The sequence below is a fragment of the Streptomyces sp. NPDC058284 genome, from assembly GCF_042881135.1.
In the GTDB taxonomy this organism is placed as follows: domain Bacteria; phylum Actinomycetota; class Actinomycetes; order Streptomycetales; family Streptomycetaceae; genus Streptomyces.
In genome coordinates, this window is record NZ_JBHVYE010000012.1 from 93,148 (window position 1) to 115,708 (window position 22,561).

19 protein-coding genes are annotated in these 22,561 nt (G+C 71.8%); 10 read left to right on the plus strand and 9 right to left on the minus strand.

Features of this window, described 5'->3' with window-relative positions; all coding sequences use genetic code 11:
* Positions 1 to 10: 10 nt before the first annotated feature.
* A complete protein-coding gene (locus tag ACFVYR_RS18660) occupies positions 11 to 892 on the minus strand; it encodes a TIGR03619 family F420-dependent LLM class oxidoreductase (protein ID WP_384253583.1) in 882 nt (293 codons plus the stop codon).
* A 123-nt stretch (positions 893 to 1,015) separates the two neighbouring features.
* On the opposite strand from ACFVYR_RS18660, the gene ACFVYR_RS18665 reads away from it, so the two are divergent.
* A complete protein-coding gene (locus ACFVYR_RS18665) occupies positions 1,016 to 1,462 on the plus strand; it encodes an ankyrin repeat domain-containing protein (protein ID WP_384253585.1) in 447 nt (148 codons plus the stop codon).
* A 96-nt stretch (positions 1,463 to 1,558) separates the two neighbouring features.
* Positions 1,559 to 3,115 carry a CehA/McbA family metallohydrolase gene (locus ACFVYR_RS18670; protein WP_384253587.1) on the plus strand — a complete coding sequence of 519 codons (1,557 nt, stop codon included), beginning with the start codon at positions 1,559 to 1,561 and terminating at the stop codon, positions 3,113 to 3,115.
* 69 nt (positions 3,116 to 3,184) lie between these two features.
* On the opposite strand, the gene ACFVYR_RS18675 is transcribed toward ACFVYR_RS18670, so the two are convergent.
* The 6 genes from ACFVYR_RS18675 to ACFVYR_RS18700 form a co-directional block, all read right to left on the minus strand.
* Complete coding sequence (locus ACFVYR_RS18675; RefSeq protein WP_384253590.1) at positions 3,185 to 4,678, minus strand: aldehyde dehydrogenase family protein; 1,494 nt, start codon at positions 4,676 to 4,678, stop codon at positions 3,185 to 3,187.
* Positions 4,675 to 6,414: an amidohydrolase family protein gene (locus ACFVYR_RS18680; RefSeq protein ID WP_384253592.1), complete on the minus strand. Its 1,740-nt coding sequence runs from the start codon at positions 6,412 to 6,414 to the stop codon at positions 4,675 to 4,677. The genes ACFVYR_RS18675 and ACFVYR_RS18680 overlap by 4 nt, the downstream gene beginning before the upstream one ends.
* A gap of 355 nt (positions 6,415 to 6,769) precedes the next feature.
* Positions 6,770 to 7,897, minus strand: coding sequence for an LLM class flavin-dependent oxidoreductase (locus ACFVYR_RS18685; protein WP_384253594.1), 1,128 nt, complete (start codon positions 7,895 to 7,897; stop codon positions 6,770 to 6,772).
* 135 nt (positions 7,898 to 8,032) lie between these two features.
* Positions 8,033 to 8,818: an SDR family NAD(P)-dependent oxidoreductase gene (locus ACFVYR_RS18690; protein WP_384253596.1), complete on the minus strand. Its 786-nt coding sequence runs from the start codon at positions 8,816 to 8,818 to the stop codon at positions 8,033 to 8,035.
* A gap of 105 nt (positions 8,819 to 8,923) precedes the next feature.
* On the minus strand, positions 8,924 to 9,847 hold the full coding sequence (locus ACFVYR_RS18695; protein ID WP_384253599.1) for an LLM class F420-dependent oxidoreductase: 924 nt from the start codon (positions 9,845 to 9,847) through the stop codon (positions 8,924 to 8,926).
* 386 nt (positions 9,848 to 10,233) lie between these two features.
* A complete protein-coding gene (locus ACFVYR_RS18700) occupies positions 10,234 to 11,463 on the minus strand; it encodes an amidohydrolase family protein (RefSeq protein ID WP_384253745.1) in 1,230 nt (409 codons plus the stop codon).
* Between the two features lie 307 nt (positions 11,464 to 11,770).
* Here ACFVYR_RS18700 and ACFVYR_RS18705 point away from each other — a divergent pair, with 307 nt between their 5' ends.
* The 3 genes from ACFVYR_RS18705 to ACFVYR_RS18715 all read left to right on the plus strand — a co-directional run bounded on the left by ACFVYR_RS18705 (position 11,771) and on the right by ACFVYR_RS18715 (position 15,479).
* A complete protein-coding gene (locus tag ACFVYR_RS18705) occupies positions 11,771 to 14,749 on the plus strand; it encodes a BTAD domain-containing putative transcriptional regulator (RefSeq protein ID WP_384253601.1) in 2,979 nt (992 codons plus the stop codon).
* A 219-nt stretch (positions 14,750 to 14,968) separates the two neighbouring features.
* Positions 14,969 to 15,142 (plus strand): sigma-like protein, encoded by a 174-nt coding sequence (locus ACFVYR_RS18710; protein WP_384253603.1) that lies wholly within the window; start codon positions 14,969 to 14,971, stop codon positions 15,140 to 15,142.
* A gap of 166 nt (positions 15,143 to 15,308) precedes the next feature.
* The gene (locus ACFVYR_RS18715) at positions 15,309 to 15,479 is read left to right on the plus strand and encodes a hypothetical protein (RefSeq protein WP_384253606.1); all 171 of its coding nucleotides are present in this window, start codon (positions 15,309 to 15,311) and stop codon (positions 15,477 to 15,479) included.
* A gap of 612 nt (positions 15,480 to 16,091) precedes the next feature.
* Here the strand turns inward: ACFVYR_RS18715 and ACFVYR_RS18720 are convergent.
* Positions 16,092 to 16,946 carry a hypothetical protein gene (locus ACFVYR_RS18720; RefSeq protein ID WP_384253608.1) on the minus strand — a complete coding sequence of 285 codons (855 nt, stop codon included), beginning with the start codon at positions 16,944 to 16,946 and terminating at the stop codon, positions 16,092 to 16,094.
* 117 nt (positions 16,947 to 17,063) lie between these two features.
* On the opposite strand from ACFVYR_RS18720, the gene ACFVYR_RS18725 reads away from it, so the two are divergent.
* Both ACFVYR_RS18725 and ACFVYR_RS18730 read left to right on the plus strand, forming a co-directional pair.
* Positions 17,064 to 17,711 (plus strand): hypothetical protein, encoded by a 648-nt coding sequence (locus ACFVYR_RS18725; RefSeq protein WP_384253610.1) that lies wholly within the window; start codon positions 17,064 to 17,066, stop codon positions 17,709 to 17,711.
* A gap of 83 nt (positions 17,712 to 17,794) precedes the next feature.
* A complete protein-coding gene (locus ACFVYR_RS18730) occupies positions 17,795 to 18,187 on the plus strand; it encodes a VOC family protein (RefSeq protein WP_384253613.1) in 393 nt (130 codons plus the stop codon).
* On the opposite strand, the gene ACFVYR_RS18735 is transcribed toward ACFVYR_RS18730, so the two are convergent.
* Positions 18,168 to 19,784, minus strand: coding sequence for a FadD3 family acyl-CoA ligase (locus ACFVYR_RS18735; protein WP_384253615.1), 1,617 nt, complete (start codon positions 19,782 to 19,784; stop codon positions 18,168 to 18,170). The two genes, ACFVYR_RS18730 and ACFVYR_RS18735, sit on opposite strands and share 20 nt — an antisense overlap.
* 146 nt (positions 19,785 to 19,930) lie before the next feature.
* Here ACFVYR_RS18735 and ACFVYR_RS18740 point away from each other — a divergent pair, with 146 nt between their 5' ends.
* The 3 genes from ACFVYR_RS18740 to ACFVYR_RS18750 all read left to right on the plus strand — a co-directional run bounded on the left by ACFVYR_RS18740 (position 19,931) and on the right by ACFVYR_RS18750 (position 22,393).
* A complete protein-coding gene (locus tag ACFVYR_RS18740) occupies positions 19,931 to 21,082 on the plus strand; it encodes a lipid-transfer protein (protein ID WP_384253617.1) in 1,152 nt (383 codons plus the stop codon).
* Positions 21,083 to 21,152: 70 nt separating this feature from the next.
* The gene (locus tag ACFVYR_RS18745) at positions 21,153 to 21,608 is read left to right on the plus strand and encodes a Zn-ribbon domain-containing OB-fold protein (RefSeq protein ID WP_384253620.1); all 456 of its coding nucleotides are present in this window, start codon (positions 21,153 to 21,155) and stop codon (positions 21,606 to 21,608) included.
* On the plus strand, positions 21,605 to 22,393 hold the full coding sequence (locus ACFVYR_RS18750) for an enoyl-CoA hydratase/isomerase family protein (RefSeq protein ID WP_384253622.1): 789 nt from the start codon (positions 21,605 to 21,607) through the stop codon (positions 22,391 to 22,393). Before ACFVYR_RS18745 ends, ACFVYR_RS18750 begins: the two co-directional genes overlap by 4 nt.
* Positions 22,394 to 22,561 lie beyond the last annotated feature (168 nt).

The following is a 22,561-nucleotide window of genomic DNA, read 5'->3' on the forward strand; positions in this document are numbered from 1 at the left end:
CCGCCCGGACTCATGCCTGAGCCCTCTCACCTGGGCTCACATACCGCCCGAGCCCATCCAGCGCCGCGCACACCTCCGCGTCCCCGCCCGGCGGCAGCTGCGCGATCACCTCGTCCACGCCGAGCTCCGCGTAGTACGCCAGCTTGCCCGCGTCCGGCTCGACGGCCGTCACCGCCACATACAGGTCGTCCGCCGCGCGCCCCGCCTCCGCCCACGCCGAGCGCAGCACGGGCAGCGCGTCGCGCAGGCCGCTGCCGCCGACCGGCATCCAGCCGTCGGCGTACTCCGCGATGTGCGCGAAGAGCCCCGGCCCCGCGGCCCCGCCGATCAGCGTGCGCGGCCCGTACAGCGGCCCTTTGGCGAGCCGTTCGCGGGGTGTCCGCCGCGGCTTCGGATGCACCTCGCTGGCGCGTACGCTGCCGAACTCGCCCTCGTAGGGCTTGGGATGGTCCGCCCAGAGCGCCCGCATGACCGCCATCCGGTCCCGCACGACCGCCCGGCGCCGCGGCCACGGGACGCCGTGGTCCTCGGCCTCCTCACGGTTCCAGCCGTAGCCGATGCCGAGGGTGACGCGACCGCCGCAGAGGTGGTCGAGGGTCGCGATCTGTTTGGCCAGGTCGATGGGGTCGTGCTGCGCGACGAGGGCGATGTTCGTGCCGAGCGCGATCCGCTCCGTGACGGCTGCGGCCTGGGCGAGGGCGATGAACGGGCTGAGCATGCGGGCGCACTCGGGCGGCAGGTCGCCGCCCGGATAGGGGGTTTCGCGCGGGAGCGGGATGTGGGTGTGCTCGGGGAGGTAGAGCCCGGCGAAGCCCCGCCGCTCCAGTTCCTGGGCCAGACGTATCGGGGTGATCGTCCTGTCGGTCATGTAGAGCGTCGCGGAGATGCGCACGGTTCCTCCGAACGTGTCCGGGTGTGTCGTGTCGTTCCGGCCCCTCTTCCTATCCCTGGAAACCCGGTTGGTCCATGCCCGCGCGCTCATTAGCCTGGCGCATGTGAACAGATGGAGACACCGGTGAACAGACGGAAACAGAAGAAGCTCACGCATCGCCTGGTGTGGGCGGCGGCGGTCGGTGACACGTGGACCGTGCGCCGGGTGCTGCGCTCCGGGATCGATCCGGAGCTGCCCGTGCGCGACGGCACGACGGCCCTGTACGCCGCGTCGGTGCACGGCGCCGCCTCCACGGTGCGGGCGCTGCTCCGGGCGGGCGCCAGGCCAGACACCGAGAGCGGCGGCATCACCGACGGCACCCCCCTGTGCGGGGCCGCCGCCTGGGGCCACGTGGCGACGGTGCGCGAACTCCTCGCCCACGGCGCCGACCCGAACGTCCGCGAGGACCACGGCACGGGAAGTACGCCGCTGTGGTGGGCGCGGAACGGCGCGTCCGGGCCCCATCCGGAGACGGAGGCGGCGCTGATCGCGGCGGGGGCGGTCGAGGACTCGTCCGTCAACCGGGCGTAAACGCGCCAACCGCCTTCCCTTGCCGCGCGGTTCACGGCTCAATACCAGGGTTGCACGCACCACTCACGTCATCACCCACACCCTGGGAGCCGCAGTATGTGCGAGGACCACCCGCAACACGGGGCAATGAACCGGCGCGGACTGTTCGTGACGGGAGCCGCCGCCGCGCTTACGTTGGGCAGCGTGAGCTTCGCCGACGGCGCCGAGCGGCGCGGTCCCGCGCGCGGCGGTGCGCCGGGGACCAAGGAGACGAGAACGGTGCGCGGCACGCTGCCCACCGGCTCCCCCGACTACGTCTACCTGCCGGTCGAAGTCCCGGGCGGCGTCGCCGAGTTCCACGTCGCGTACAGCTACCAGAAGCCGGCCGTGCCGCCCGGCACCCAGGGCAACGCCCTCGACATCGGCGTCTTCGACGAGCGCGGCACGGAGCTCGGCGGCAAGGGGTTCCGCGGCTGGTCGGGCGGCGCCCGCACGGAGTTCTTCATCCGTGCCGACGACGCGACGCCCGGCTACCTCCCGGGCCGCATCCGCGAGGGCACCTGGCACATCGCGCTCGGCCCGTACACGGTCGCCCCCGAGGGCCTCCCCTACGAGGTGACGATCACCCTCACCTACGGGGCGCCCGGCAGGACCCCGGAGCCGTCCTACCCGCCCGAGCGCGCCAAGGGCCGCGGCCGCGCCTGGTACCGCGGCGACTGCCACCTGCACTCCGTGTACTCGGACGGCAGGCGCACCCTCGCCGAGATCGCCGCGCTCGCCCGCGCGGCGGGCCTCGACTTCATCAACAGCTCCGAGCACAACACCCACTCCGCGCACGCCCACTGGGCCGAGCACGCGGGCGGCGACCTCCTGATCATGCTCGGCGAGGAGGTGACGACCCGCAACGGCCACGTGGTCGCCCTCGGCATGGAGCCCGGCACGTTCATCGACTGGCGCTACCGCGCCCGCGACAACCGCTTCGGCAGGTACGCGCGGAAGATCCGCGAAGCGGGCGGCCTGGTCGTCCCCGCCCACCCGCACGCCACCTGCGTCGGCTGCAACTGGAAGTTCGGCTTCGGCGAGGCGGACGTCATCGAGGCGTGGAACGGCGCGTACACGCCGGACGACGAGATCGCCCTCGCCGACTGGGACAGCACCCTCGTCGCCTCCGTACGCGGCGGCAAGCCGTGGATCCCGGCGATGGGCAACAGCGACGCGCACCGCGACCCCGACCGCGTCGGCGGCCCGCAGACCGTCGTCCTCGCCGACGACCTGACCCGCGAGGCCATCCAGGACGGCCTGCGGCGCGGCCGTTCCTACGTCGCCGAGTCGAAGGCCGTCGAGCTCGCGTTCTCGGCGACGGGCGGCCGGGGCCGCCACGCGGGCATCGGCGAACGCCTCGACGTCGACCGCGACACCCCGGTCACCATCCGCCTTGAGGTCAAGGGCGCCCCCGGCTGCACGGTCCGCTTCATCACCGACCAGGGCGTCCTGTACACGAGCGCGCCCCTGCCCGACTCGGGTCCGGACGCGGGCGCGGGCACGGTGGAGTGGCGTACGACGGCGTCGTACGCGGCGTACGCGAGGGCGGAGGTCCGCCACCCGGCGACGACACCCCCGCTGCCCGGCGCCCTGACGGCGTTCACGAACCCGATCTTCCTGGGCCGCGTGTAGGTCGTGCACGAGTCGGTCGAGGCGGGGAGACCCGTCTCGACCGACTCACCGCCTCACCGACTCACCGCCTCACCCCGGCCAGACGATCGACTGGAGTTCGCTGTACGCGTGCAGGGCGTACGAGCCGACGTCGCGGCCCACTCCGCTCTTCTTGAAGCCGCCGAACGGGGCCTCCATGTTCCGGCCGATCGTGTTCACGCCGACGCCGCCCGCGCGCAGTCGGCGGGCCACGCGGAAGCCGCGGGCGACGTCGCCCGACCAGACGTAGTCGATGAGGCCGTAGTCGCTGTCGTTGGCGAGGGTGATCGCCGTCTCCTCGGCCTCCTCGGGGCTGTCCGCGTCGAAGGGGACGACGGCCACGACCGGCCCGAAGATCTCCTCACGGACCACCCGCATGTCGTGCGTGCAGTCGGCGAGGAGGGTCGGTGCGACGTAGAAGCCCTTGGCGAGCGCGGGCCGCTCGCCGCCCGCGACGAGGCGCGCGCCCTCCTTGCGGCCGAGGTCGACATAGGCCTCGACACGGTCACGGTGGGCCGCCGAGATCACCGGCCCCACGACGGTGCCCTCCGCCGCCGGATCACCCACCCGGAGATGCCCGATGTATGCCGCGAGCCGCTCCACCAGCCGCTCGTACACGCCCCGTTGGGCGATGACGCGAGTCGGCGCCGTACAGATCTGGCCGCTGTAGAAGGAGAACGTCGTGCCGATGCCCGCCACCGCCGAGGCAAGCCCCTCCTCGCCCACGTCGTCGAAGACGATCGCCGCGCCCTTGCCGCCCAGCTCCATCAGCTGCCGCTTCATGTCGCGCCCGCACACCTCGCCGATGCGCTGCCCGACCGCCGTCGACCCGGTGAAGCTCACCATGTCGACGTCGGGAGAGGCGACGGCTGCCTCGCCCACGGTGACGTCCGTCCCGGAGACGACGTTCACGACGCCGGGCGGAACCCCCGCCTCCTGAAGGGCCGCCGCCATGCCGAAGACGGACAGCGGGTCCTGCGGGGCGGGCTTCACGACGACCGTGTTGCCCGCGGCGAGGGCGGGCGCCACCTTGCCCGCGGGGTTGGCCCAGGGGTTGTTGTAGGAGGTGATGCAGGTGACGACGCCGACCGGCTGGCGGACGGCGAGCGCCCCCATGACGCCCGCCTTCCCCATCGGTCCGGCCTCGTTGATCTGCGGGGGCAGCGCCTCCTCGACCGGCTCCATGGCCCCCTTCGCGTACCGCTGGAAGCGGGCCACCGCCACCGCCACCTGCATGCCGCGCGCCGTGCCGGTCGTCGCGCCGCTCTCGGCGCGGGCCAGCTCGGCGTGCGCGTCGAAGTCCCTGCGCAGGACGGCCGCCGCGCGGTCGAGGAGCGCCGCCCGCTCTTCCGGCCGCGTGCGCGACCAGCTCGCGAAGGCCTCGCGGGCCGCGGTCGCCGCCGCGCGGACCTGCTCGCCGCTCGCCTCGGGCGCGAGCCCGACGACGTCTTCGGTGGCCGGGTTCACGACCTCGTAGTGCCCGCCGTCGGGCACGGTCCACTCGCCGCCGATGAAGAGACGTCCCGGCCGCCGGGACCGGCTCACTTGGTGCTCACCGTCATGGTGTCGCGCCCGGAGCGCAGCACCTTCCCCGGCACGGCGCCCGTCACCGCGTCCTCCCGGATCACCTCGACGCCGTTGACCCAGACCGCGTTGACGCCGATCGCCCTGGAGTCCAGGCGCGGGCTGTCGCCGGGCAGGTCGTGCACGAGGGTCGCCTTGCCCGCGTCGATCCGCTCGGGATCGAAAAGCACCAGGTCGGCGTGGAAGCCCTCGACGATCCGCCCGCGCTCGCGCAGCCCGAAGAGCCGCGCCGGGTCATCGGTCAGCATTTTCACGGCCTGTTCGAGCCCGACCAGCTTCCGCCCCCGCAGACAGTCACCGATGAAGCGGGTCGTGTACGGGGCGCCGCACATGCGGTCCAGATGCGCGCCGGCGTCCGAGCCGCCCAGCATGACGTCCTCGTGCTGCCAGGTCTCGGCGCGCAGGGCCCAGGAGTCCGGGTCGTTGTCGGTGGGCATCGGCCACAGCACGGTACGCAGCTCGTCGGCCGCGCAGATCTCCGTCAGGCACTGGAACGGCTCCTGGCCGCGCTCGGCCGCGATGTCGCCGACCACCCGCCCGGTGAGCCCCTCGTTCGCCTCGGAGTACGTGTCTCCGATGACGTACCGGTCGAAGCGGGCGAGGCGCCGGAAGACGCCCGCCTCCTTGCTGTTGGCGTGCCGCAGCAGCTCGGCGCGGACGTCGGGATCGCGCAACTTCTCGATCCGCTCGGGCACGGGCAGACCCAGTACGTCTCCCCAGCCCGGTATGAGGTTGAGGGCGCAGAACGTGCCGAGCGACATGTTCATGGGCGTGAGGATCGGCATGGTCAGCGCGACGACACGGCCGCCCGCCTTGCGGGCGCGCTCACTGGGCACGAGCTGGCGCGGCACGCGCTCGGGGACGGCGGCGTCGATGGTCAGTACGTTCCAGTTGAGGGGCCGCCCGGCGACCGCGCTCATCTCCACGAACAAATCGATCTCGTCATCGCTGAACTGATCGAGGCACCCCGCGACGATCGCTTCGAGCTGCGTCCCCTCGTGTTCGGCGACGGCACGGCTGAGCGCGAGCAGCTCGGCGGGCTTCGCGTGCCGGGACGCCACGGGCTGCCCGTCGCCGTCGGAGTGGGAGGAGGACTGCGTGGTCGACAGACCCCACGCGCCCGCGTCCATGGCCTCGTGGAAGAGCCGCAGCATCTCGTCCATCTGCTCGGGCGACGGTTGCCCGCCGACCGCGTCCGCGCCCATCACGTACCGGCGCAGCGCGCAGTGCCCCACCATGAACCCCGCGTTGACGGCGATGCGTCCGTCGAGCGCGTCCAGATACTCCCCGAACGAACTCCACGTCCAGGGCGCCCCCTCCTCCAGCGCGACCAGCGACATCCCCTCGACCTTCGACATCATCCGCCGCGTGTAGTCGGCGTCGCCGGGCCGCTCCGGATGCAGCGGCGCGAGCGTGAACCCGCAGTTGCCACCGGCGACGGTCGTCACCCCGTGATTGAGGGACGGCGTCGCGTACGGATCCCAGAAGAGCTGCGCGTCGTAGTGCGTATGCGGATCGACGAACCCGGGCGCGAGCACCCGCCCCCGAGCGTCTTCCTCGCCCCGCGCCGACTCGGTGACGGTGCCCGGTTCGGCGATGACGGCGATACGCCCGTCACGGATGCCGACGTCGGCGACGTAGGCGGGCGCACCGGTCCCGTCGACGACGGTCGCGCCCTTGATGAGGTGATCGAGCATGAGAAGGAGCTCTCCTCTCGGAGGGGGATTTGGCCTCGGAGGGTGAATTCCCGTCCGCCGGGCAGGCGTTCGAGCAGGACGGGCGAATCTTCCAGCCGGGCAGGCGGACCTTCCAGCCGGGCAGGCGGATCTTCCAGGCGGGCAGGCGGATCTTTCAGCCCGTCCGGCGTTTGAGGACAGGTCTTCCAGCCGGTCGGGCGGGAATTTCAGCCCGTCCGGCGTTTGAGGACGAGCCCGAAGGGCGACAACGGGGTCCGGGGCAGAGCCCCGCGACGTCAACCACTCCCCCGCCCCCGTCCGGGAGGACCCCGGCCTCCGTCCGGGAGGGGAAGCCGGGGCCGGTCCAATGGAGGGCCTACGCCCCCGACGCGCGACGGAACCGCGTAGTCCGGTGCACCGGATCCGTATCGATCTTGGGAATCACGTGCTCCCCGATCAGCTTGATCGTGTTCAACGTGTCCTCCGGCGAGATCCCGATCGGCAGCCCGAAGCTGAGCTGGTCCGCCCCGGCCTGCTCCCACCGCTTGCACTGGGTGAGCACCTCGTCCGGGTCACCGCAGATCATCAGCTCCTCGGCGATGAGCAGCTCGATGATCTCCTCGCTGTACTCGGGGAGCAGCTCGGGCCACTGGGGAATGCCCTCGGGCCGCGGGAACGTGTCGTGGTAGCGGAAGAGCAGCGACTGAAGGTAGTTGAGGCCGCCGCCGACCGCGATCTCGACCGCCTTCTTGTGCGTCTGAGCGCAGATCGCCGTCGACGTCACCATGACGTTGTCGTTGACGAAGTCGCCGATCGCCTCCGCCTCCTTGACAGCCGTCTTGTACGACTCGACGACCCACTCCATGTCGGAGACCTTCTGCACGCTGAAGCCGAGGACGCCGAGCCCCTTCTTGCCTGCCATCGCGTACGAGGAGGGGGACCCGGCGGCGTACCACATGGCCGGGTGCGACTTCCCGTACGGCTTGGGCAGGATCTTGCGCGGCGGCAGCGACCAGTGCTTGCCCTGGAAGCCGACGTACTCGTCCTGCAGCCACATCTTGGGGAACTCGGAGATGGTCTCTTCCCATATCTCCTTGGTGTGGTTCATGTCGGTGATGCCCGGCATGAAGCCGAGGATCTCGTGCGAACCGGCGCCGCGCCCCGTCCCGAACTCGAACCGCCCCTCGGAGAGGTGGTCGAGCATGGCGACCTTCTCGGCGACCTTCACCGGGTGATTGACGGGGGCGAGCGGGTTGAAGATGCCCGAGCCCAGGTGGATGCGGTCGGTCGCGTGCGCGAGGTATCCGAGGTAGACGTCGTTGGCGGAGAGGTGGGAGTACTCCTCCAGGAAGTGGTGCTCGGACGCCCAGGCGTACTTGAAGCCGGACTTGTCCGCCTGAATGACGTACTCGGTCTCCTCGATGAGCGCCTTGTGCTCCGCTTCGGGGTCGGCCTTGGCCCGCTTGGCGGGCACGTATCCCTGTACAAAGAGTCCGAATTCCAAGGAGGTTCACCGTCCTCGTGAAGTTCCGACGGTTTCTGACGCCCCGTCAGATTGCGATGCGTCGACTGTTCCACCGGCGCGCGGGAGCGTCAATACCTGACACAACGTCAGGCGCGGGCCTGCCCTGCCGGTCGGTCAGACGATGCTCACCCCCGCCAGCCACCCGCCGTCGATGACGAACGGTTGTCCGGTGATGTACGCCGAGTCCTCCCCGGTGAGGAAGAGCGCCAGGGCCGCGACCTCCTGGGGCCGCCCGATCCGCCCCAGCGGCACCAGCTTCTTGTACAGCTCCGCCACCGCCTCCCCGGCCGCCACGGGGTCCGCGTCCGGGTCGAGCTGCGCGGGGTTGGTCATGGGGGTGTCGACCGCCCCCGGGCACACGGCGTTCACCCGGATGTTGCGGCCGGCCAGCTCCAGGGCGGCGACCCGGGTGAGTCCGAGGATGGCGTGCTTGGTCGCGGCGTACGCGCCGACGTACGCCATGCCCGTGAGGGCCGTGTAGGACGCGGTGTTCACGATCGTGCCGCCGCCCGCGGCGCCGATCTCCGGGGCGACGGTGCGGATGCCGAGGAAGCAGCCGATCTGGTTGACCTGGATGATCTGCTGGAACTCCTCAAGCGGGGTGCTGACCAGCTCGTTGAACCGCAGGATGCCCGCGTTGTTGACGAGCCCGTCGATCTTCCCGAAGGCGTCCTTGGCGGTGGCGACGGCGCGCTGCCAGCCTGACTCGTCGCCCACGTCCAGGTGGACGTATCTCGCGGACTCCTCTCCCAGCTCCTCGGCGAGCGCCTCGCCCTGCTCGTCGAGCACGTCGGCGACGACGACGCGGGCTCCCTCCTCCACGAAGAGGCGCGCCTCCTGTTCGCCCTGCCCGCGTGCGGCGCCGGTGACGATGACGACGCGGTCGTCCAGCTTGCCCATGGGGTGCGCTCCTCTGCTTTTTGTCGGTTCCGTTGGTTCCGTTGGGTTCCGTTGGGTTCCGTTGGTTCCGTTGGTTCTGTCTTGCCTGCCTTGTCGGGCGTCCTGTCAGTCGTTGAGGTGCGGGGCCACGTCCGCGGCGAACGCGGCCATCTGGTCCGTGAGTTCCGTGCGGCTCCGGCTGCGGAACCGCACCTGGATCTGGTCGACGCCCATCGACGCGTACTCCCGCAGGGACTCGGCGATCGCCTCGGGCTTGCCGGTGAGCGTGCGGCGGCCCACGGGCCGGCCGGGCTCGCCCACGTAGAGCGCCTCCGTGATCGCGCCCACCGTGATCGGCTCCTCGATCCCCGCCTCCTCCCGCAGCCGCCTGAGCTTCGTGATCTGCGCGGGCAGCTTGTCCCTCGGGTCGCCCTGCGGCAGCCAGCCGTCGGCCCGGGTCGCGGCGCGGCGCACGGCGGCGGGCGAGGAGCCGCCGACCCAGATGGGTACGTGCGGCTGGGCGGGGCGGGGCTGCTGGCCGAGGCCCGCGAAGTCGTACCGCTCACCGTGGTGCTCGGGGTACTCGTCCGGGCCGAGTGCCGCCTTCAGCGCGTCGATGCTCTCGTCGAGGAGCGGGCCCCGCCGCTCGAAGTCCACGCCGAGCGCCTCGAACTCCGCCCGTACGTGTCCGGCGCCGACCCCGAGGATCAGTCGGCCGCCGCTGAGCCGGTCCAGGGTCGCGTACTGCTTGGCGGTGAGGAGGGGGTGGCGCAGGCCGACGATGGCGACGTGGCTCATCAGGCGGACGTTCTCGGTGACGGCCGCGAGGTAGGCGAGGGTGGCTACGGGGTCGTACCAGGTGGTGCTCATCGCGTCCGCGAGGCGGCGGGGGATGGCGACGTGGTCGCAGCTCGCGATGTAGGCGAAGCCGGTGCGGTCGGCTGTGCGGGCGATTTCCGCGAGGTCGTCGGGGGTGGCGGTGGGCTCCCACGACTCGGCGTAGAGCGCGCTCTGGGACTGGACGGGGAGCTGCATTCCGTGAACGAGCATGGGGTCCCACTCCTGTGGTTGACCTGTCGGGGCGTGCGGCTGCGCTTGGGCGGGGGCGGTGCGCCTGTTGCTCGTCTGTGGGGCGGGGCCGCGGGGGTATGTGCGTACTCGCTATCCCTGCGTCACGCTGCACGAACAATGGCGCTACAGGATGCTCGGTGCTCCGTTCGCACATACCCCCACGTCCCCTCCGGCGCGCGTGCGACCGCGGCCCGGTGGGGGCTGCCCGATCCTGCCGTACGTTGCGGGGCACACGCCCCCGCCCCTACCTCCGCCGTGCGCTGCGGGGCAAACGGGTGGGTGGGATGCATCCGCCGCGAAGCGGTGGTCCTGTCCGCACCCGCAGGGGCGTACGAGCCCACGCCAAGCACAGCGCAGCGCCCCCGCTAGGGGCCGGGCCACAACCCCTCCGCGCTCAGACCGAGCAGGTCAATCGCGTTGCGGCGCACGATGCGGTCCACGACGTCCGGCGCCAGGTGGCCCATCTGGTCCTCGCCCACCTGGCGCGACTTCGGCCAGGTCGAGTCGGAGTGGGGGTAGTCCGTCTCGTACAGGACGTTTCCGACACCGATGGAGTCGAGGTTCCGCAGGCCGAACGCGTCGTCGAAGAAGCAGCCGTAGACGTGCTCGGTGAAGAGCTCGGACGGCGGGCGCGTGACCTTGTCCGCGACCCCGCCCCAGCCCCGGTTCTCCTCCCAGACGACGTCCGCCCGTTCGAGGATGTACGGGATCCATCCGATCTGCCCCTCCGCGTACATGATCCGCAGGTTGGGGAAGCGTTCGAACTTGCCGCTCATCAGCCAGTCGACCATCGAGAAGCAGCAGTTGGCGAAGGTGATCGTGGAGCCGACGGCCGGCGGCGCGTCCGCGGACGTCGACGGCATCCTGCTGGACGAGCCGATGTGCATGGCGACGACCGTGCCGGTCTCGTCGCAGGCGCGCAGGAAGGGGTCCCACTCGTCGGTGTGGATGGAGGGCAGGCCGAGGTGCGGGGGGATCTCGGAGAAGGCGACCGCGCGTACCCCGCGAGCGGCGTTGCGCCGCACCTCCGCGGCGGCGAGTCCGGCGTCCCAGAGGGGGATGAGGGTGAGGGGTATGAGGCGGCCGTGGGCCTCGGGCCCGCACCATTCCTCGACCATCCAGTCGTTGTACGCACGGACGGCGAGGAGCCCGAGCTCCCGGTCCTTGGCCTCGGTGAACGTCTGGCCGCAGAAGCGCGGGAAGGTGGGGAAGCAGAGGGCGGACTGGACGTGGTTGACGTCCATGTCGGCGAGGCGGTCGGGGACGCTGAAGGAGCCGGGCCGCATCTGCTCGTAGGTGATGACCTCCAGCTTGATCTCGTCCCTGTCGTAGCCGACGGCGGTGTCGAGGCGGGTGAGCGGGCGGTGCAGGTCCTCGTAGATCCACCAGTCCCCGATGGGTCCTTCCTCCCCCTTCTCGCCCATTACGGGCGCGAACTTGCCGCCGAGGAAGGACATTTCCCTCAGGGGTGCGCGGACGATCCGGGGACCGCGGTCCCGGTACTTCGACGGGAGCCGGTCCCGCCAGACGTGCGGGGGTTCGACCGTGTGGTCGTCCACCGAGATGATCTTCGGGAAGGTCTCCGGGCTCTCCATGGTCTCCATACGGCCCACGGTAGCGCCGATCTGACGACCCGTCAGCTAGTCGTACGCGGGCGCCGTGCGTGACCCCGGCGCCACCCGGCCGACGCCCCTCGGCCACCCGGCCGCCTCCCGTGGCGGGAAAGCGATCCGGAATGTCGTGAGTGGACCCTGTGAGAGCCGTCTCGCACGGCTGACGCATCCGCCATCAACAAGGCAAACTGGCGGGGAGCACGAACCGAGCAGGGTGTACGGAGCACCACCGCGGGCGGGCAGACCCGCGACCGGCAGGATTGGGAACAGCAGGGCGGCAGGGGGAGCGATGGTCGATGTACCGCGAGTACCGGAGCAGCGGCGTCCGGCCTCGGGGGACACCCCCGGGGAATGGACCGAGGGGTACGCCCCCGAGGCCCCGGCGTCGCGCTTCAGCGTGCTCGGACCGGTGCGCGCGTGGCACGGCTCGCAACAGCTCAACACCGGATCCCCGCAACAGAGGGCGCTCCTCGCGGCCCTGCTGCTGAGGGACGGCCGCACGGCCACGGCCTCGGAGCTGATCGACGCCCTCTGGGGCGAGGAGCCCCCGTCGCAGGCACTGGCAGCGGTACGTACGTACGCGTCCCGGCTCCGCAAGGTGCTGCCCCCGGGCGTCCTCGTCAGCGAGGCCGGGGGCTACGCGGTCCAAGTGGCGGACGGCGCCCTGGACCTGGCCGTCGCGGAAGACCTCTGGGCGGCGGCGGAGAAGGCCCGCGGCACCGGTGACCTGTGCCAGGCGCGCACCCTGGTGAACCAGGCGCTGAGCCTGTGGGACGGCGAGCCCCTGGCCAACGTCCCGGGGCCGTACGCCGACACCCAGCGCACCCGCCTCGACGAATGGCGACTGCAGCTCGTCGAGACCCGTCTGGACATGGATCTGGAACAGGGCTGCCACGCGGAGGCGGTCTCGGAGCTGACCGCCCTGACGGCCGCGCACCCGCTGCGGGAGCGGCTGCGCGAACTGCTGATGCTCGCCCTGTACCGCAGTGGCCGCCAGGCGGAGGCCCTGGCCGTGTACGCGGACACGCGGCGCCTCCTCGCGGACGAGCTGGGCGTCGACCCGAGGCCGGGCCTGAAGGAGCTCCAGCAGCGCATCCTCCAGGCCGACCCGGGCCTCGCCGAGCCCTCCGCGCCCGTCCAGGAACCGGCGGCGACCGTGGTACGCCCGGCGCAGCTCCCCGCGACGGTCCCCGACTTCACCGGACGCGGCTCCTTCGTGGACGAGCTGAGCGACATCCTCTCCTCGGCCGAGGGCCGGGTGATGGCGGTCTCGGCGCTCGCGGGCATCGGCGGCGTGGGCAAGACGACGCTCGCCGTCCACGTCGCCCACGCGGCCCGCTCCCACTTCCCGGACGGCCAGCTGTACGTGGACCTCCAGGGCGCGGGCGCGCGGGCGGCGGAGCCGGAGACGGTCCTCGGCGCGTTCCTGCGCGCGCTCGGCACGGCCGATTCGGCGATCCCGGACTCCCTGGAGGAGCGGGCGGCCCTGTACCGCTCGGTCCTCGACGGCCGCCGCATCCTCGTCCTCCTGGACAACGCCCGCGACGCGGCGCAGGTCAGGCCGCTCCTTCCGGGCATGGAAGGCTGCGCTGCCCTCGTCACGAGCCGGGTGCGCATGGTCGACCTCGCGGGCGCTCACCTGGTGGACCTGGACGTGATGTCGCCCGAGGAGGCGCTCCTGCTCTTCACCCGCATCGTGGGCGAGGAGCGGGTCACGTCGGAGCGTGAGGCGGCCCTCGACGTGGTGGCCGCGTGCGGGTTCCTGCCGCTCGCCATCCGGATCGCGGCGTCCCGCCTGGCGGCGCGCCGCACCTGGACGGTCTCCACGCTCGCCGCGAAGCTGGCGGACGAGCGGCGCCGTCTGGACGAGTTGCAGGCGGGTGACCTCGCGGTCAAGGCGACCTTCGAACTGGGCTACGGCCAGCTGGAGCCGGCCCAGGCGCGCGCCTTCCGCCTCCTGGGCCTCGCGGACGGCCCCGACCTCTCCCTCGCGGCCGCCGCGGCCGTCCTGGACCTCTCCCTGGAGGAGACCGAGGACCTCCTGGAGTCCCTGGTCGACACGTCCCTCGTCGAATCGGCGGCCCCGGGCCGCTACCGCTACCACGACCTCGTACGCCTCTACGCGCGTGCGTGCGCCGAACGCGACGAGCAGCCACCGAGCGAGCGTGACGCGGCGATGTCGCGCCTGCTCGACTTCTATCTGGCCTCGGCGGCCCGGGTCTACGCGATCGAACGGCCCGGTGACCGGACGGTGGACCACCTGGAGGTGACGGAGCGGGTCGGCCTGGACTTCACGGACGGCACCACGGCCTTCGACTGGCTGCACGCCGAAGCCTCCTGCATCCTGGCGTGCGTCCAGCAGTCGCTCGGCCGATGGGGCTTGCGACGCGCGGTGGACCTGCTCCTGGCGGCGAAGGACCTCGCGGAGTCCGGGGCGATCTCACACCGGTACGAGACGGCGACGCGCGCCGCCTGCGCGTCCGCCTCCCTGGAGCAGGACGAGCTCGCCGAGGGGCGGGCGCGGGTCACCCTGGCCCAGGTCCTCAACAAGGTGGGCCGCTTCGACGCTGCCGCCGCCGAGCTGGAACGCGCCGCCGTTCTTGCCGCGCGGTCCGAAGACCCGTGGACGACCGGGAACGCTCTCAACGAGCAGGGGATCATCAACAACTGCATCAACCGGCCTGCCGTGAGCGAGACGCACCTGCGCGAGGCGATCGAGGTCTTCCGCGCCGACGGGAACCGTCACAGCGAAGCCAGCGCCCTGTGCAACCTGTCGCGGGCCCTCCTCGCGATGGGACGCACCGCCAAGTCGATCGACCTGGCGCGCCAGGGGATCGCCGTCTACAGCGACCTCGGGGTCACCTTCCGCCTGGCCAACGCGAAGTACGCGCTGGGGCTCGCGCTCAGCGACGCGAATCGCCGGGCGGACGCCCTCGACCAGCTGACCGACGCCTTGCAGATCTTCGCCGAGAACCGTCAGCGGCTGTGGCAGGGGACCACGCACTACCGCATCGCGCAGGTTCATCTCGCGCATCACCAGGCGACCCAGGCGGCGCAGCACGCCGAGCAGGCGCTCGCCATCGGATGTGTCGGCGGCGAGTGGATGCGGGCCAACGTACTGACTCTCCTGGGCAGGTCCCTCGTCGGTCTGGGGCAGCCCGATCGCGCGAAGGCCTGCTGGCGCGAGGCGCTGGTCATCCACGAGGAAGCGGGCGCGCCGGAAGCGGCTCAGGTCCGGGGCCTCCTCGACCCGGCCGCTGTCGCCTGACCCGAACCGCAGCCGCAGCCGCAGCCACGTTCATCGAACGTTTATGAGCAGCTGCCACTCTCATGGAGTCGATCCGTCGCGTCGGGGGGCAGACGGGTCGCTCGGGCCCTACGGATAAGGTAAGCGGCCCAAATACGCCCGTTCGGCGATCCTCGGGGGAGTTGCCGAACGGGCGTACCGATTCCAGAAGCCCCGCCAATTCCTTAGGAGTTGCCGAACATGAGCGAAATCAACAAGAACACCGTCACCACCATGGGTGAGGGCCACACGCCCGCCCCGCCCAAGGACGGCACGGCAACCACTCAGGGTGAGGGCCACACGCCCGCCCCGCCCAAGGACGGCACGGCGACCACTCAGGGTGAGGGCCACACGCCGGCCCCGCCCAAGAGCTGATCCAAGCGTCACATCCCGACGGGGGAACGATCGGCCGCGGCGGCGCGGAGGGGGAGCCGCCGCGGCCGACGCATGTCTGGGTATGAGTCATCAGCAGAGGCCGAAGCGCCACACCCCACCGACCAGGTCATGTGGCGTTGGAAGTCCGCCCACCCAAGGAGTTGGAATGACCCGCGCCAAGAAGTTCCTCGTCGTCGCCGCCATCGCGGCGGCCACCGCGGCCGGAGCCACGGCCCCCGCACTCGCCGACAGCCACACGCCGGTCACCACGCGGGACAGCCACACGCCCAGCACCCCGCTCGGTGACGGCCACACCCCGATAGCCCCGAGGGGCTGACGGACCACCCAGCACCACCGGCGAACGGGGCCGAGCGCATCGCTCGGCCCCGTTCGGCATTCCGGCGCGCGGCACGTCTTCCCGAAGCGGCGTCCGCGTCGTTCAATGGGAAACAACGCTGGAAACAACGCATGCGTACGGAGCTGGTCGACGGCCACCGCCGAGGCGTGGGGCGCCGGTATCGGCGGCGGCCGCCTGCGCGCGCCGACGTCGGGGCTCCCCTCCACGATGTCGGCGCGTACTTGCCCTTGCGGCTTCGGGGCGTGCGGGAGTGCGCCCCGGTTGGAACAAGCCGGAAGGGCAACAGGTCGGAGCCGCGAATGTCGTCGGTGGCACAGCTCCGGCCGTCCACGGTCCGCTGACGCGGGACCGGGGCCTTGCGGTTTCTGGGGGCGTGCCGCCGAGGCGGTCCCCGTGTCGGCACCACTCCCTTGTGGGCGGGAAAGGGTGAACCGGTGCGTCCGGGGTCCGGGGACTGCAGGAGCGGAGACCGCCCGCCGCTGCCCTGGTCTTCCCGGCGCCGCAGTCTCTACTCCCTTGCGAGGCTAAGCCCGGCCGGGGTGGGACGGAAGGCCGGGCGCTGCACCAAGGCGTCTGCGCCAAATGCTCTACTCAGCACGCCGGTTGCGCCGACAGCGAGTCCTTGACCGCCGCGACGAAGGCGTCCCGTGTGCCCTCGTCCAGGAGGTCGAGGGACAGGTAGGGGTTGAGGTCCTCCAGTTCGACCAGGAGGAGCTCGCCGGTCGCGGTACGGCAGGCGTCGACGCGCTGGATGCCGTGGTCGATCGTGTTCCAGTCGACGAAGCGCTGGGCGAAAGCCAGGTCGGCGGGGGTGGCGGCGTAATCCTCCAGCTGCCAGCGCTTGGCGGGGTCCGGTGCGTGCAATGCGTACTGGAAGGTGCGGTCGACGAAGTAGAACGACACCTCGTACGTGAAGTCGACGCGCGGCTGGATCAGGAGGCCTCCGGACGAGGCGACGGCCGGCAGCTCCGTTCCCGTCACGAACTCCAGGCCTATCGAGTCCGCGCCCGCCTTCGGCTTGACCACGTACGTGTCCGTGGCCGGGAGGCGGTCCACCTCCCCGGGATCGTCGACCGTGGGGATCACCGGGTAGCCCGCCGCCGTCAGGTCCAGCAGGTACTGCTTGCCCACCATGTCCGCCCTGCCGGTGAGCTGGTTGAAGACCCGCACGCCGTTCCGGGCCGCCCGGCCCGTGAAGTCGTCCCACTGATCCTGGTAGTTGAGGACCGGGCCGCTGTTGCGGACCATCACCGTGTCGAACGCGCCGGTCTCCATCAGCGGCGCGGCGTCCAGCGGGTGGCACAGGGCCACGTCGAAGTCCTCGCGGAGCCGGGCGGTGAGGTAGATGTCCTCGTCGCAGTAGCGGCGGCCCTTCGCCCGGTAGGCGAGGTCCGTGACGAAGAGGATCCGGGGCCGGGAGCGGGGGGCGGAAGACTCGGCGTGCATCGGACAATCGTCGCAGAGTCGCTCACCTGACTGTCGCCGAGTCGCCCGCCTGCCCGTCGCAGAGCCACCCACCTGCCCGTCGCCGAGGCGCCGCCCGCTCGTGGCAGAGTCATGTGCATGGCCACTTCACCGATGACGTACCGAAGACGCCGCGCCGCCGCCTCCGCGCTCCTCCTCGGTGCCGCGCTCCTCCTCACCGGATGCGGTGACGAGGGGCAGCGCCCCGGCTCCGCCGCCGGTCCGCCCGCCGACGTACCTGCCCCGCCCGCCCCGTCCACCAAGGCAACAGCCCCCACGTCCGGACCCGACTCCCCCGGCGCCTCCCCCTACGTGGAGCCCGGAGCCGGCGACGGCGCGCCCCACTACCGGGAGAACAACGCCTACCGCCACCCCGGCGAGATGTCCCCGGCGGGAGAGCGGGAAGCGCGGACCGAGGCCGCCCGTATGGAGCCCGTCCTCAAGCGGCTCTGGCGGCGGAAGACCTGGGACCCGGAGAGCGTGCGCGCCGAGCTCACCGGCAAGCTCGGGTACGAGGAGCGGAAGACGACCGGCCGGGGCGAGCTGCTCGGCGGTGAACTCGACGTGCGCGAGATGGACTCCCGGTACGAGAACGGCGAATACGTCAGGCCCGAGGGGGCGTTGATCGGTCTCTACGTAGGGGACGACGCCTGCGTCACCGCCTTCGTCCAGAAGACCAACTACGAGGTCACGACGAACGGGCGCTTCATGGAGACCGGCTGCTTCGAACCACCCGCCGGCCACTGAGAGCCTGTGGCCCGCCACGGGGCGCCCCGGGCGGGGCGAAACCCTGTGGACACGTTCCACCCGCGCAGCGGACAGTGCCTCCCATGAGCTCTCTCGTGCGCCACCTCACCTTCAACGCCCACGACGCCTACCGCCAGGCCGCCTTCTGGGCCGAAGTCCTCGGCGGCAAGCTCGCCGACGACGACTTCCCCGGTGATCCGGAGGCCTCCGTGGAGGCGGACGGCATCACACTGCTCTTCGTGACCGTGCCGAACGCCAAGACCGTCAGGAACCGGCTGCACGTCGACCTCCAGCCGCAGGACCGTACCCGCGACGAGGAGGTCGAGCGGCTCCTGGCGCTCGGCGCCACGGTCGACGACGACCGGCGACGGCCGAACGGCCGCGGCTGGGTCGTCCTCGCCGACCCGGAGGGCAACGAGTTCTGCGTGGAGTGCAGCGCGGCGGAGCGGGCCGCCCTCACCGCCGCGGGCCAGTAGGACGCCCCCGCAGCTCCCCCTTCACCACCTTGCCGCTCGCGTTCCGCGGCAGCCCGGCCACGAACTCGACCGTCCTCGGCACCTTGTAGTTCGCCATCTCGCGGCGCGCCCACGCGATCAGGTCGTCCGCCGTCACCACCGCCCCCGGGCGCCGCACCACGTACGCCTTGCCGACCTCGCCGAGCCGCGCATCGGGCACCCCGACGACCGCCACGTCCGCCACGTCGGGGTGCACGCCGAGGAGTTGCTCGATCTCGGCGGGATAGGCGTTGAAACCGCCGACGATGAACATGTCCTTGATGCGGTCCGTGATGCGGAGGTTGCCGTCCGTGTCGAGGACGCCCACGTCGCCCGTGCGCAGCCAGCCGTCCGGCGTCAGGCACTGCTCCGTACCCGCCAGGTCCTCGAAGTAGCCCCGCATGACGTTGTGGCCGCGGACGAGGACCTCGCCCGGGTGGCCGGGCGCCAGCGGCTCCCCCGCGGGCGACACCACCCGCACCTCCGTGCCGGGGATGGCGCGGCCCGACGTCGCCGCGACGACCTCCACCGGGTCGCCGCGCCGGCACATCGTGACGATGCCACTCGCCTCGGAGAGGCCGTACGCCGTCAGGACGGTGGCGATCCGCAGCTCGGCCCGCAAGCGTTCCACCAAGCGCAGCGGCACCACCGCGGCGCCGGTCACCACGAGTCGCAGCGCGGACAGGTCGTGCTGGTCGCGGGCCGGGTGGTCGAGGAGCGACTGGTGCAGGGTGGGCGGGCCCGGCAGGACCGAGATGCGTTCGGCGGCGACGTTGGCGAGGACCGTGTCGACGTTGAAGACCGGCTGCGGGACCATCGTCGCGCCCCGCATCAGGCACGCGATGATCCCCGCCTTGTAGCCGAAGGTGTGGAAGAACGGGTTCACGATCAGGTAGCGGTCGCCCTCGCGCAGCCCGGCCAGGTCGCTCCACACCTCGTAGCAGCGCAGGGTCTGGGCGTGGGTGATGACGGCGCCCTTGGGGCGGCCCGTCGTGCCGGAGGTGAAGATGATGTCCGAGGGAGCGGATCCCTCGACCGACTCCGCGCGGGCGCGGACCGCCGCACCGGACACCGCGTCGCCGCTCGCCAGGAAGTCCTTCCAGGTGCGAAAGGACTGCGGTGCGTCGTCGGCGAGCACGACCACCTGCTCCAGGTGCGGCAGGCCGGGCAGCGGACCGCCTCCGGCGCCCTCGGCCGCCGCGCGCCGCAGCGAGGCGACGTAGGAGGTACCGAGGAACGTGCCCGTGACGAAGAGGAGTTTCGCGCGGCTGCGGGCCACGACGTACGCCGCCTCCGCGCCCTTGAAGCGGGTGTTGAGGGGGACGAGGACCGCGCCCGCCGTGACGGCGCCGAGCGCGGAGACGATCCAGTCGAGGGTGTTCGGCGCCCAGACGGCCACGCGGTCGCCGGGCTCGACGCCGTTCGCCATGCAGGCGGCCGCGGCCCGCTCCACGCGCTCGCCCAACTCCCCGTACGAGATGCGGGTGCGGCCCTCGACGACCGCCTCGCGCGGGCCGTACCGTTCGGCGGCCGCGCGTACCAGTCCCGGGATGCTGCCCCACTCCAGGTCGCCGCGCATCGCAAGCCCCTCCCGACGTGTAGCTGACTGTCCGTCAGATTAGCGGTAGCCTGACGCCCTGTCAGCAGGCCGGACGCGCCTGCGGCATGGCGTCGGACCGCAACAGGGACCGAGACAGGGACCGCAATCCGGAGGTGCCGCTGCCCATGGCTTCACTCAAGGACGCTACCGCGATAGTCGGGATCGGCCAGACCCCGTTCGCCAGACGACTGCCGCAGAGCGAGCGGGAGTTGGCCTGCCGCGCCATCGTCGCCGCCCTCGGCGACGCGGGCCTCGACCCGTCCGAGGTCGACGCCTTCGCCTCGTACACGATGGAGGAGACCGACGAGGTCGAGGTCGCCAAGGCCATCGGGGCGGGCGACGTGACCTTCTTCAGCAAGGTCGGCTACGGCGGCGGCGGTTCCTGCGCCACCGTCGCGCACCTCGCCGCCGCCATCGCCACCGGCCAGGCCGGCGTCGGCGTCGCCTGGCGCTCGCGCAAACGCGGCAGCGGACCGCGCCCCTGGAAGAACACCACCGTCCAGCTCCCCACGCCGGGCCAGTGGACGCGGCCCTTCGGGCTGCTCAGACCCGCCGACGAGATCGCCATGCTGGCCCGCCGCCACATGCACGAGTACGGCACGACCCGCGACCACCTCTTCAACGTCGCCCTCGCCTGCCGCAACCGCGCCAACCAGAACCCGGCCGCGGTGATGTACGAACGCCCGCTGACCCGCGACATGTACATGACCTCGCGCTGGATCAGCGAGCCGCTCTGCCTCTTCGACAACTGCCTGGAGACGGACGGCGCGCTGGCCTGCGTGATCGTCTCGGCCGAGCGGGCCCGCGACTGCCGGCAGCGGCCCGTGTACGTCCACTCCGTCGCGCAGGGCCTGCCCGCCCAGCACCACGGCATGGTCAACTACTGGAACGACGACCCGCTCTCCGGCCCTGCCTGGACCGCCGCCCGACACCTGTGGAAACAGGCGGACTTCGGCCCCCAGGACGTGGACGTCGCCCAGATCTACGATGCGTTCACCCCCCTCATCCCGCTCTCCCTCGAGGGCTACGGCTTCTGCGACCGCGGCGAGGGCGGCGCCTTCACGGAGGGCGGCGCACTGGAGAGCGGTGGCCGCCTGCCCATCAACACGGGGGGCGGCGGCCTCAGCGAGGCGTACGTCCACGGCTTCAACCTCATCAACGAGGGCGTGAAACAACTCCGCGGCACGAGCACCGCCCAGGTACCGGACGCGGAGACGTGTCTGGTGACGGCCGGGGAGGGCGTCCCCACGTCAGCGCTGTTGCTGAGGGCCCCGTAGGGGGCCGTTCAGGGGCGCGGGGAACCGCGCGACCAGCCACCACGAACCCGCACTCGTAAAGGACGAGACCATGGCAGACGCGACGACGAAACAGCCCGCCCTCCTGACGCCCACGCAGGACGAAGACGGCGCCCCCTTCTGGACCTACGCCGCCCGAGGCGAACTCCGCATACAGGCCTGCACCGCCTGCGGCGAGCTACGGTTCCCGCCCAGACCCTGCTGCCCCCACTGCCAGTCCTTCGACAGCGATTGGCGCCGCATGAGCGGACGAGGCCGCATCTGGTCGTACGTGTTCCCGCACCCCCCGCTCCTCCCGGCCTACGCCGAACAGGCCCCCTACAACGCGATCATCGTCGAGCTCGCCGACGCCCCGCGGATCCGCCTCGTCGGCAACCTCGTCGCCGCGCCGGACGCCCCCCTGAACTCCGTCGCCCCTGAGCGGCTGCGGATCGGCGCGAAGGTGCAGGTCGTCTTCGCGGACGTCGGCGGGACCGTGGTCCCGCGCTGGCTCCTGGAGCGCCCGTGACCGCCGCGGCCGGGGCCCTGCGCACGGCGGTCGACAAGGACACGGGCGTGGCGGTCCTGACCCTGGACCGCCCGGAGCGGCACAACGCGATCGACGTACGGACGGCGGACGAACTGGCCGCGGCCTGGCGCCGTTTCCGGTTCGACGACTCGGTACGGGCCGTCGTCGTGACCGGCGCGGGCGAGAAGGCGTTCTGCACCGGCATCGACCGGGACGCGGACATCCCGCAGCCGCCCTCCCCCTACACGATCGACGACCCGCTCCGCACGATCGGGCCGAAGGCCAACGACTGCTGGAAGCCCGTGATCGCCGCCGTCAACGGCATGGCGTGCGGCGGCGCCTTCTACCTCATCGGCGAGGCCGAGTTCGTCGTGGCGGACGAGCACGCCACGTTCTTCGACCCGCACACCACGTACGGGATGGTCAGTGCGTACGAGACGATCCACATGGCCCAGCGCATGCCGTTCGGCGAGGTGGCGAGGATGGCGCTGATGGGCACGGCCGAGCGGGTCTCCGCGCGCCGCGCGTACGAGACCGGCCTGGTCTCCGAGCTCGCCCCGCCGGGCGAGGCGCCGACCGCCGCCCTGCGCGCCGCCGCGACCATCGCCTCGTACCCGACCGAGGCGGTCCAGGGCACCGTACGGGCGCTCTGGTCGGCGAAGGAGGCGGCCCGCGCCCAGGCGCTGGCGCACGCGCCCCACCTGATCGCGCTGGGGAACCTGCCGCCCGACCGGCAGGCGGAGCTGTTCGCGCACCGCAGGAGCGGCGGCTTCCGGACGAGGTGACTCCGGTACGTGGGGAGGCCGGTGCGCGGGGAGGCCAGTACGCGGGGAGGCCGGAGCGGGCCCGCATGGCGGGGGTCACGCACTCGGCGTAGCGTCGATCTTGAGAGATGAGACGAGACGCGTACGGACGCGTACGGAGGGGCACAGCGAGACGCACGCACAGGAGGC